General features: G+C 48.1%; 9 protein-coding genes and 2 pseudogenes. 4 read left to right on the top strand and 7 right to left on the bottom strand.

Annotated elements, in window-relative coordinates; all coding sequences use genetic code 11:
• Positions 1-350 (top strand): annotated as a pseudogene (locus BFF42_RS03825) (IS1-like element IS1X2 family transposase); the annotation flags it as partial.
• Positions 351-640: 290 nt separating this feature from the next.
• Here BFF42_RS03825 and tdcG read toward each other — a convergent pair.
• From tdcG to tdcA, 7 genes are all read right to left on the bottom strand, one after another.
• Positions 641-2005 (bottom strand): L-serine ammonia-lyase, encoded by a 1365-nt coding sequence (tdcG, locus tag BFF42_RS03820; protein WP_000622115.1) that lies wholly within the window; start codon positions 2003-2005, stop codon positions 641-643.
• A 71-nt stretch (positions 2006-2076) separates the two neighbouring features.
• Positions 2077-2466: an enamine/imine deaminase gene (locus tag BFF42_RS03815; RefSeq protein WP_000719990.1), complete on the bottom strand. Its 390-nt coding sequence runs from the start codon at positions 2464-2466 to the stop codon at positions 2077-2079.
• 13 nt (positions 2467-2479) lie between these two features.
• The gene (tdcE, locus tag BFF42_RS03810; protein WP_000861733.1) at positions 2480-4774 is read right to left on the bottom strand and encodes a 2-ketobutyrate formate-lyase/pyruvate formate-lyase; all 2295 of its coding nucleotides are present in this window, start codon (positions 4772-4774) and stop codon (positions 2480-2482) included.
• Positions 4775-4807: 33 nt separating this feature from the next.
• On the bottom strand, positions 4808-6016 hold the full coding sequence (tdcD, locus tag BFF42_RS03805; protein WP_012421542.1) for a propionate kinase: 1209 nt from the start codon (positions 6014-6016) through the stop codon (positions 4808-4810).
• Between the two features lie 25 nt (positions 6017-6041).
• Complete coding sequence (gene tdcC, locus BFF42_RS03800; protein ID WP_000107720.1) at positions 6042-7373, bottom strand: threonine/serine transporter TdcC; 1332 nt, start codon at positions 7371-7373, stop codon at positions 6042-6044.
• A 21-nt stretch (positions 7374-7394) separates the two neighbouring features.
• A complete protein-coding gene (tdcB, locus tag BFF42_RS03795) occupies positions 7395-8384 on the bottom strand; it encodes a bifunctional threonine ammonia-lyase/L-serine ammonia-lyase TdcB (RefSeq protein WP_000548347.1) in 990 nt (329 codons plus the stop codon).
• 98 nt (positions 8385-8482) lie between these two features.
• The gene (tdcA, locus tag BFF42_RS03790) at positions 8483-9421 is read right to left on the bottom strand and encodes a transcriptional regulator TdcA (protein ID WP_000104209.1); all 939 of its coding nucleotides are present in this window, start codon (positions 9419-9421) and stop codon (positions 8483-8485) included.
• Between the two features lie 314 nt (positions 9422-9735).
• Here tdcA and tdcR point away from each other — a divergent pair, with 314 nt between their 5' ends.
• From tdcR to BFF42_RS03775, 3 genes and pseudogenes are all read left to right on the top strand, one after another.
• A complete protein-coding gene (gene tdcR / locus BFF42_RS27180) occupies positions 9736-9954 on the top strand; it encodes a transcriptional activator TdcR (protein WP_001390702.1) in 219 nt (72 codons plus the stop codon).
• Between the two features lie 255 nt (positions 9955-10209).
• A pseudogene (locus BFF42_RS03780) lies at positions 10210-10389 on the top strand (hypothetical protein); the annotation flags it as partial.
• A 45-nt stretch (positions 10390-10434) separates the two neighbouring features.
• A partial coding sequence (locus BFF42_RS03775) for an IS1 family transposase (protein ID WP_032277379.1) occupies positions 10435-10593 on the top strand: 159 nt, incomplete at its 3' end.

Here is a 10593-nt window from a genome sequence, read left to right as displayed (position 1 = left end):
CTAAATCACGTCAGCGCTGGCTGTTTTACGCGTATGACAGGATACGGAGGACGGTTGTGGCGCACGTCTTCGGTGAACGCACTCTGGCCACACTGGAGCGTCTTCTGAGCCTGCTGTCGGCCTTTGAGGTCGTGGTATGGATGACGGATGGCTGGCCGCTGTATGAATCACGCCTGAAGGGAAAGCTGCACGTTATCAGCAAGCGTTACACTCAGCGCATTGAGCGACATAATCTGAATCTGAGACAACATCTGGCAAGGCTGGGACGGAGGTCACTGTCGTTCTCAAAATCGGTGGAGCTGCATGACAAGGTCATCGGGCATTATCTGAACATAAAACACTATCAGTAAGTTGGAGTCATTACCTAATTTCTCGCTCAATATTTTGTAGGGCTTATTATTTTTTTCCGAGCCGCATCAAGGCGATATGCGGTCTACGTTTTTGCAGGCGAGTTATTAGAATAAAGAAATGATACGCGCGAGGTCAGAGAAAATCTTCACAATCAAGACTTTGAAATAACGGAGATGGATAAGAATTTTCTACTAAATTAATCGCAAGAGAATATTCATTCTCTATTTGCGGCAGATCACAAAAAAAAGGTGCACATTTGTGCACCCAAGGATGAAAGCTGACAGCAATGTCAGCCGCAGACCACTTTAATGGCCAGTCCTCCGCGTGATGTTTCGCGGTATTTATCGTTCATATCTTTGCCGGTTTCATACATCGTCTCGATCACTTTATCGAGTGAAACACGCGGTGCCGAGGTGCGGCGCATCGCCATCCGCGCGGCGTTTACTGCTTTCACGGCATTAATGGCATTACGTTCAATGCACGGGATTTGTACCTGTCCGGCAACCGGATCGCAGGTCAGCCCAAGGTTATGCTCCATCGCGATTTCCGCCGCATTGCATACCTGCGCCGGACTGCCGCCCAGTAGTTCAGTTAACCCTGCCGCCGCCATTGAACAGGCCACGCCAATCTCCCCCTGACAGCCGACCTCCGCGCCAGAGATGGAGGCGTTCATTTTATACAGCGCGCCAATAGCCCCCGCTGCCAGAAAATAGCGGGCAATTGACCGCTCGTTTACCGGACGACGGAACTTATCGTAATAAGCCAGCACTGCCGGAATAATGCCGCACGCACCGTTAGTCGGTGCCGTTACCACGCGCCCGCCAGCTGCGTTTTCTTCACTAACCGCCAGCGCGTACATGTTGATCCAGTCGATGACATTCATCGGATCGTTAGAGATGTTATCGCTAGAAACCAGCTGACGACGCAGCGCTACGGCACGACGCGGCACATTGAGCGGACCAGGCAGCACGCCTTCAGTGTTCATCCCGCGTTCAATACCGTCATGCATCACTTGCCAGATACGGGCAAACCCTGCGTCAATTTCCGCTTTGCTGCGCAGCGCCAGCTCGTTGTGCATCATCAGGCCAGATATAGACAGGCCGTTGTAATCACACATTTTCAGCAGTTCACCTGCTGAGTGGAAATCGTAAGGTACGGACGTTTCGACATCGTGCGACAGGCCGAAGTGTTCTTCTTCGACAATAAACCCGCCGCCGACAGAGTAATAGGTTTTACTTAATAGCGCTTCCTGTCCCTTCCAGGCAGTGATCCGCATTCCGTTCTCATGGCGAGGCAACATTTCGGGATGGAAGATAATGTTCTTTGCTACAGGAAAATCAACAATATGCGCACCAGATGCCACTGGCAGCCGCCCGCTGCGCGTTACTAACTCTATAAATGCAGGGATCTCATCAATGACAACATCCTGCGGACTGTTTCCTGCCAGTCCCATGATAATGGCGACATCCGTGGCATGGCCTTTGCCCGTCAGTGACAACGACCCATACAGATCGACCACAATATGGCTCGTCGCGGTTAATAAGCCGCTACTTTCCAGCCGATCAATAAAACTTTTTCCGGCATTCATTGGCCCCACGGTATGCGAACTGGAGGGACCAATCCCAATTTTGAAAATATCGAATGCACTAATCATATCCACACCCTCGGATTGCCGTTCAGTGAAGTGGAGCGGAACGACCTTGCGACCGTCCCGCTCACGAGGCTTTACGCACTACGTACTGCGATAGCTTCAATTTCCAGCTTCACATCTTTCGGCAAACGCGCAACCTGCACACAGCTCCGGGTCGGGTAGGTCGCCTGATGCTCATCGAAGAACTGCTTATAGACTTCATTGATGGTGGCAAAATCATTCAGATCGGTGATGAACACGGTCATCTTGATGATATCGCCCACGCTCAGCCCGGCAGCAACCACGATCGCTTTGACGTTTTCGAGGCTTAAACGCGCCTGATCTTGCACATCAGCCGGGATCTCACCGGTCTGCGGGCAAACCGGAATTTGCCCGGAGGTGAAGACCATGCTGCCTAAATCAACGCCCTGAACATAAGGGCCGATTGCGCCTGGGGCACGTTGCGTTTCGATAATCTTTTTCATACATCCTCCGGCGTCAGAGCGCCTGGGTAAAAGTACGTGAAATAACATCCTGTTGCTGTTCACGGGTCAGTGCGTTGAAGCGCACGGCGTAGCCAGAGACACGGATTGTCAGGTTAGGATATTTTTCCGGGTGCTCGATGGCATCCAGCAGCATTTCCCGATTCATTATGTTGACGTTGAGGTGTTGACCGCCTTCGACATCCGCTTCGTGGTGGAAATACCCATCCAGCAGGCCGACAAGGTTGGTTTTACGTACTGGATCTTCTTTGCCCAGCGCCGCAGGAACGATTGAGAAGGTGTACGAGATCCCATCTTTGGCGTAGGTGAACGGCAGTTTCGCCACCGACGTCAATGAGGCCACGGCACCTTTGCGGTCACGACCATGCATCGGGTTAGCGCCCGGCGCGAACGGTGTTCCGGCGCGACGACCGTCCGGCGTATTACCGGTTTTCTGGCCGTACACCACGTTAGAAGTGATAGTCAGAATCGACTGGGTAGGGACGGCGTTGCGATAGGTTGGCAGCGCTTTAATTTTCTTCATAAAGCGTTCAACCAGGTCGCAGGCAATGCTGTCTACGCGCTCGTCGTTGTTGCCGTACTGCGGATATTCACCGTCGATTTCAAAGTCCACCGCCAGGCCGTTTTCGTCACGGATTGGTTTCACGCGGGCATATTTGATGGCAGACAGGGAGTCCGTCGCCACCGACAGGCCCGCGATGCCGCATGCCATAGTGCGATAGACATCACGATCGTGCAGCGCCATCAGCGAAGCTTCGTAGCTGTACTTGTCGTGCATGTAGTGAATGATATTCAGCGCGCTGATGTACTGCACCGCCAGCCAGTCCATGAAGTGATCGAGGCTGTCCATCACTTTGTCGTAATCCAGCACGTCGTCCATCAGCGGTGCTGTTTTCGGCCCGACCTGAATCTTCAGCTTCTCGTCCACCCCGCCGTTAATTGCGTAGAGCAGCGTTTTCGCCAGGTTAGCGCGTGCACCAAAGAACTGCATTTGCTTACCAATCACCATTGGGCTGACGCAGCAGGCAATCGCGTAATCGTCGCTGTTGAAGTCAGTACGCATCAGATCGTCATTTTCATACTGCAAGGAAGAGGTGACGATCGACACCTGCGCGGCATATTTTTTGAAGGCAATCGGTAATTCTTCCGACCAAAGAATGGTCAGGTTAGGTTCCGGTGCCGGCCCCATAGTGTGCAGGGTGTGCAAATAGCGGAAGGAGTTTTTGGTCACCAGCGTACGACCGTCCAGCCCCATCCCGCCGATCACTTCCGTCGCCCAGATTGGGTCGCCGGAGAACAGCGAATCAAATTCCGGTGTACGCAGGAAGCGTACCATACGGATCTTCATGATGAAGTGATCGATCAGTTCCTGTGCCTGCTGCTCATTGAGTACGCCAGCTTTAAAGTCGCGCTCAATGTAGATATCGAGGAACGATGCCGTGCGGCCCAGCGACATCGCGCCGCCATTTTGCGATTTCACTGCCGCCAGATAAGCGAAGTAGAGCCACTGCACCGCTTCTTGCGCATTCTGCGCCGGGCGAGAGATATCAAAGCCATATTTCGCCGCCATTTCCTGAATCTGCAACAGCGCATGACGATGCTCTGCCAGCTCCTCACGCAGACGGATGGTGGCTTCCAGATCCTCGCCTTTTTCCAGACGAGACTGGAGATCGGCAAATTGCAGTTCGCGTTCACGTACCAGATAACTGATGCCATACAGCGCTACGCGGCGATAGTCACCGATAATGCGCCCACGGCCATAGCCATCTGGTAAACCGGTCAGCACGCCAGATTTACGGCAGCGCAGCATATCCGGTGAGTAAACATCAAATACGCCCTGGTTATGGGTTTTACGCAGATCGGTAAACAGATATTCAAATTCACTGTCCATTTCACGGCCATAGGCGTGGAATGAACTTTTAATCATATTAATGCCACCGAACGGGTGTAGCGCACGTTTCAACGGCGCATCCGTTTGCAGGCCAACAATTTTTTCCAGCGGCTGGTTAATATATCCCGCATCATGAGCGGTAATTGTGGTGGCAATATTGGTATCGAAATCAACCGGCGCGTGGGTTGCGTTTTCGATACGGATACCTTCCATTACTTTTTCCCACAATTCCGTGGTGGCAGGCGTCGCTTCAGCGAGGAAAGATTCATCGCCTTCATACGGTGTATAGTTATGTTGAATAAAATCGCGGACATTAATTTCGTTTTTCCAGTCCGTACCTTTAAAGCCAAGCCATGCGTCGGCGTACAGCTTATCGCTGGTATCAATATCTACCTTCATGAAAAATAATCTCTCTACAATACTTCAACTAAATTATGCAAATTCTGCGGGCGCGTTAACTTTGCCTAAATGAATGGCATCCAAAGCAATCATTTTTTCTTCGTTAGTCGGAATAACAGCGCAAATGACACGCGCATTTTCACTGGAAACAATTCGCTCACCACAGGAGTTAGAGCGATTATTCATGTCTGTATCAATCTCTACGCCTAATACAGCCAAATGTTCCATGACCAGACGACGAATTAAGCTTGAATTCTCTCCTATTCCGCCGGTGAATATAATTCCATCCAGGCGACGTAATGAAGCTGCGTGTCCGGCAATATGACGGGCAATTCGGTGAACAAAGGTTTTAATTGCCAGTTGCGCGCGTTCGTGACCTTCATGCCAGGCTTTTTCCAGAACACGTAAATCCGAAGAAAGACCGGAAATACCTAATAATCCCGACTCTTTATTCACTACGCGTTCCAGGTCACCCAAGCTCTGGTTGGTTTGGCTGGCGACCCAGGACATCGCACCAAAATCGACATCGCCACTGCGGGTACCCATCATCAAGCCTTCCAGCGGCGTCATTCCCATTGAGGTGTCAACACTCTGACCGTTGCGAACTGCGCAGATTGACGCGCCATTGCCAAGATGCGCCACAACCAGGCCGGAGTCATCTTCCGCTAGATTCAGCAAAGAATGTGCGCGCTGGGAAACATAGCGGTGCGACGTGCCGTGGAAACCATAACGGCGTACACCTAACTCTTCATAATATTTCCACGGCAGGCCGTATAAATAAGCTTCCGGAGCCATCGTCTGGTGGAAACTGGTATCAAATACCGCCACCTGAGTTACGCCCGGAAATAATTGCTGCGCCGATTCAATACCACTTAAATTGGCGTAATTATGCAGGGGTGACAGTGGAGAAACGCGACGGATATTATCAATGACCTCATCGGTAATAATGGCGGACTCGGTAAAAATACTGCCGCCGTGAGCGATGCGGTGGCCAATTAAGGCCACTCTGTCATTTAAATTCCGTTTTTCCAGTTCAAATGCAATTGCCTTCAATGCACCTTCGTAGCTGTGGTGAGCCAGCGGTGCTGGCTCTCCCCCATTTACGGATAAGAATGCATTTTCCGAGTTAATACCGTCGGCAATACCTGACATTAATACTTCACAGTCGCTGGCATCGAGTACGGAAAACTTAATCGAAGACGAACCACAGTTAATAACCAAAACAACCGGAAATTCATTCATCTCTTTTCTCATCCTGAGTTACGGATTAAAACAGTTTGTATACGATGTTCAGGATGGTCAGCAGACCAATCACGGTAACAAACACGTTATCCAGACGACCACGGTATTTCGCCAGAGACGGCGCTTTACGGATGGCATACATCGGCAACAGGCACAGCAGGGATGCGATAATCGGTGCGCCCATGGCTTCAATAAGGTCGAGGATGTTCGGGTTGGCGTAGGCAACAACCCAGGTGGAGCCCATGATGAAGATCATGCTGATAGTGTTCAGTTTACCCAGCGACACTTTAGTTTTGTCGCCTTTATAACCGAACTTCAGAATCAGACCATTCAAGCCTTCCAGCGTCCCCAGATAGTGACCGAAGAAAGATTTGAAGATAGCCACGAGTGCGATGATGGAAGCCGCATATTCCAGTGTAATCGCGAACGTTGTTTTGGTACCGGTCATGGACGCAAAGTGGTTAGCCAGATAAGAAAGCACTGGAATATTCTGCGCTTTGGCTTCCGCCATGTTGGCCGGAGACAGCGTAAACAGGCAGCTAAAGGCAAAGAACATCACCACTGCAACCATCAGCATGCTGGCACGAGAAATGATTTGGGAACATTTACGTTCGGTGAAGTCGCGACCGAAGTCTTTCTCATACTCTTCACGTTTAGAAACCACGAAGGAAGAGACGATTGGCGAGAAGTTAAAGGAGAAAACCATGATGGAAATCCCCAGCCAGACAGTGATCAGGATACCGTCATGACCGGTTAACGACAGCGAACCGAGGTCAACCTGGTCGATAACTGCAGAGTTCCAGTAAGGGATCAGCGACAGAGAAATCAGCACCAGGCTGGCGATAAACGGCCATACCAGGTAGCTCATCACTTTAACCATCAGATCCTTACCAAACCAGATGACGAAAGCCATCAGCAGCAACAGGAACAGCGCCACAAAGCCGCGATTCAGCGGTGCAAATCCGAGCTGGTTTTCCCAGAACGTCATAAAGGTATTGGTAATAGTAACGCCATAAATCCACAGCAGTGGGCAAATCGCGAAGAAGTACAGGAACGTGATAACCACGCCGCCAGTTTTACCAAAATGCTCTTCCACCGTTTCCGTAATGTTGCCGGAAGGGTTAGAGCCAGAAAGACACAGACGCGCCAGCGCCCGGTGGCAATAAAATGCGATGGGGTATGCCAATACCAACATCAGAAGAATCGGGATCAGTCCGCCAAAACCTGCGCGGATAGGGAAGAACAGCACCCCGGCGCCGATTGCCGTACCAAACAAGCCTAACGTCCATGTGGTATCTGATTTACGCCAGGACGATTGTTTTGTCTGGCTGGATACAATGCTATCTGAAGTACTCATATCCTATCCTCAACGAATTAATTAAGCGTCAACGAAACCGGTGATTTGAGAGACGCGAGAAAGATCGATATTGCCGCCGGAAATAATACTGACGGTTTTTCTGTTTTGAATATATTGGTCTAATTTACCGCTTAATAATGCAGCACATGCCAGAGCGCCTGCGCCTTCGGTGACGACTTTATTGCGCTGAATTAAGGCAATCATACTGTTTCTGATTTCGTCTTCGCTGACCAGCACGATGTCATCGACTAATTCACGAACGATTTCGTAAGTTAAATTACCCGGGCGGGAGACATCACAACCATCCGCCAGGGTGCCGGTAGTTCGGTGCGTGGTTATTTCTCCGGAGTGGAAAGAAGCCGCCATGCCGTGAACGTTTTCTGACTGTACGCCAATAACACGAATGGTCGGGTTAATAGATTTAATTGCCACCGCAATACCAGCAATTAAACCACCACCACCAATTGGCACAATCACGTTATCGACATCATAGAGATCTTCCATAATTTCCAGACCAATCGTTCCCTGGCCAGCAATCACTTTCGGATCATCGTAAGGTGGGATAAAAATACGACCTTCCATTTCGACAATTTCGCTCACTTTAGCGATAGTGTCGTTGAAGTTATCACCATGCAGAACGACTTCTGCGGAGTAGTCGCACGTTGCCGCTACTTTGGATTTTGGCGCACCTTTTGGCATCACCACTTTACCGTCGATACCCAGCATCGCGCAGGAGAGCGAAACCCCTTGCGCATGGTTGCCCGCAGAACAGGCCACCACGCCTTTGCGTTTTTCCGCATCGGTCAGTGAACTTAATTTATTAAATGCGCCACGAATTTTAAATGAACCCGTACGCTGCATATTTTCAAACTTCAGGAATATTTCACCTTTGCAACGTTCACTAAAATAGTTGGAGCGAGGCATGCCTGTTTTATAAATTCGCCCAGCCAGTCGTTGTTTCGCTTCAATAATATCATCAATAGCAACTGGCAGATCGTATGTAATATGCATTATAAAACCTCTTCGTCTGAATTAAATATGTAGGTAACCGTAACCGACACCTGCAAAACAGACAGGTGGATTATTTATGTTTAAATAAAAACAAATAACTAACCAACTTCTATTAATAGCCTTCGTCTACACCCATTATAAGATGAATACTCTTTGGCTAATTCCACCAAAACCGATGCTGCTTTTTTAATACGATAATTTTTCGACCATACCGCGGCATATTGTGCCACAGGTAATGTTTCTTCAACCGGAATAGTAATAAATTGATTTGAACCAAAAGGTGACGTCATATCACAAGGAATTACAGTTAAGAAATCAGCATTGAGAACAAGATTATAAATTGTCACGACTGAGTCGGTTTTAACGATGTTTTCAATACTGATGCCATTTCTTTGTAACGTAGTAAGAAGCTCGCTGTAGTACCCCATATTGGTTTGTGGCAACACCCACTGTTCGTTCTTCAACGACTCCAGCGTGGTGGTGCCGGTGCATGTTCGGGACTTACTGGCTACCAGCACAAACTCGGACTCGAACAGCGGCTCAACATGTAAATCCTGAAGCTTCATTTCTGCACTTAACGTACCAATCGCAAAATCCAGTCGACCGTCGCGGATTGCCGGTAAGAACGAAGACAGTTGCGCTTCATACATAGAAACCTGCGCTTTCGGGAACACCTCTTTGAACTTGTTGATCATCCCTGACATAAAAGTAAAACCAATCAATGAAGGAAAACCAAATGAGACTTCCACCACCGCCTCAGAAGACATACCGCTTATCTCATTAACCATATTTTTCATTTCACGGGTAATGGATTCGGAACGGGAGAGTAACAATTGACCGGCAGGTGTTAATGTTACACCGGTATTTTTCCGCACCACTAATTCCACACCAAAATAATCTTCAATATCGTTAATGATTTTACTGACGGCCGGTTGAGTTAACCCTAATTCTTTTGCAGCCGAGCCGATAGAGCCACTTCTAATGACTTCCTGAAAGACTACCAGGTGCTGCGTTTTCGGAAGAAGAATAGTGCTCATAACGACCTACGTTAATTACCTCATTGACGGCATGAAGTGTATCAAAATGAAATGAACAGGATATGTGCGACCACTCACAAATTAACTTTCATTACTTTCCAGGGTATCGTTATTACAATCAAATATCTTTAAATATCAACAAGTTAAAGCATAAAAATCAGCATAAACCCTGATTTTTATCAAAAAAAATGACGGGGATAACCATATTTTATGGCGATAACATCATTCGTTATGTGGTTAATACAAAAAAGGGGCTGAGACCATATTTCAAGCAATTACCGGATAATTACCAGGCAAAATTTGAGTTAAATTTAATGAGCAAGTTCTCAAATTTTATTATAAATAAACCATTTTCAGCGATAAATACTGCGGCACGTCACATTTTTTCACGCTATTTGTTGGAGAACAAACATTTATTTTATCAATATTTTAAAATTTCGAATACAGGTATTGATCATCTCGAACAATTGATTAACGTCAACTTTTTCTCTTCTGACAGGACGTCATTTTGTGAATGCAATCGTTTTCCATAAATTCTTCTCCCCTCATAGGCGACGAATAGCATTTTGTGTTGAGGATCACAAAACGAATAATTGCTGGTCGCCGCGATAAGGTCAGACGAAGTCAGCAAGGGGAATTTTCACTGTGCTTTACATCAGCGTAGGACACAGAATGTTGCTTCGTTTACTGTAACGCCGGGTAAATGAGCGTTTTTTGATAGTGCGTAAGTGTCGTGCGAGGAAAATAAGCATCTATTATTGTTTGTCATGACGACAAGGCAGGCATCAATGAAAGGCTTCCCAATTGCACATATTTTTCACCCTTCAATCCCGCCAATGCACGCAGTGGTTAACAATCACAATAGAAATATTGATTATTGGACGGTAAAAAGAAAGTTTGCAGAAATTGTCTCCACCAATGACGTTAAAAAAATTTACAGTATAAGTAATGAACTGCGGGTAATGCTGCCAACTTACTGATTTAGTGTATGATGGTGATTTTAAGGTGCTTGCGTGGCTTCCATTTCCATCAGATGTCCTTCCTGCTCCGCTACTGAAGGCGTGGTGCGTAACGGCAAAAGCACTGCCGGACATCAGCGCTATCTCTGCTCTCATTGCCGTAAAACATGGCAACTACAGTTCACTTACACCGCCTCTCAGCCCGGTACGCAC

Source organism: Shigella sp. FC1661, from assembly GCF_001712525.1.
GTDB lineage: Bacteria > Pseudomonadota > Gammaproteobacteria > Enterobacterales > Enterobacteriaceae > Escherichia > Escherichia coli.
This window is presented reverse-complemented; position numbering and strand designations above follow the sequence as displayed.

What these genes read in the sequence shown, in the direction of transcription:
- tdcG (WP_000622115.1), bottom strand. Translation starts at nt 2,005, where the DNA reads ATGATTAGTGCATTCGATATTTTCAAAATTGGGATTGGTCCCTCCAGT.
- BFF42_RS03815 (WP_000719990.1), bottom strand. Translation starts at nt 2,466, where the DNA reads ATGAAAAAGATTATCGAAACGCAACGTGCCCCAGGCGCAATCGGCCCT.
- tdcE (WP_000861733.1), bottom strand. Translation starts at nt 4,774, where the DNA reads ATGAAGGTAGATATTGATACCAGCGATAAGCTGTACGCCGACGCATGG.
- tdcD (WP_012421542.1), bottom strand. Translation starts at nt 6,016, where the DNA reads ATGAATGAATTTCCGGTTGTTTTGGTTATTAACTGTGGTTCGTCTTCG.
- tdcC (WP_000107720.1), bottom strand. Translation starts at nt 7,373, where the DNA reads ATGAGTACTTCAGATAGCATTGTATCCAGCCAGACAAAACAATCGTCC.
- tdcB (WP_000548347.1), bottom strand. Translation starts at nt 8,384, where the DNA reads ATGCATATTACATACGATCTGCCAGTTGCTATTGATGATATTATTGAA.
- tdcA (WP_000104209.1), bottom strand. Translation starts at nt 9,421, where the DNA reads ATGAGCACTATTCTTCTTCCGAAAACGCAGCACCTGGTAGTCTTTCAG.
- tdcR (WP_001390702.1), top strand. Translation starts at nt 9,736, where the DNA reads ATGAGCAAGTTCTCAAATTTTATTATAAATAAACCATTTTCAGCGATA.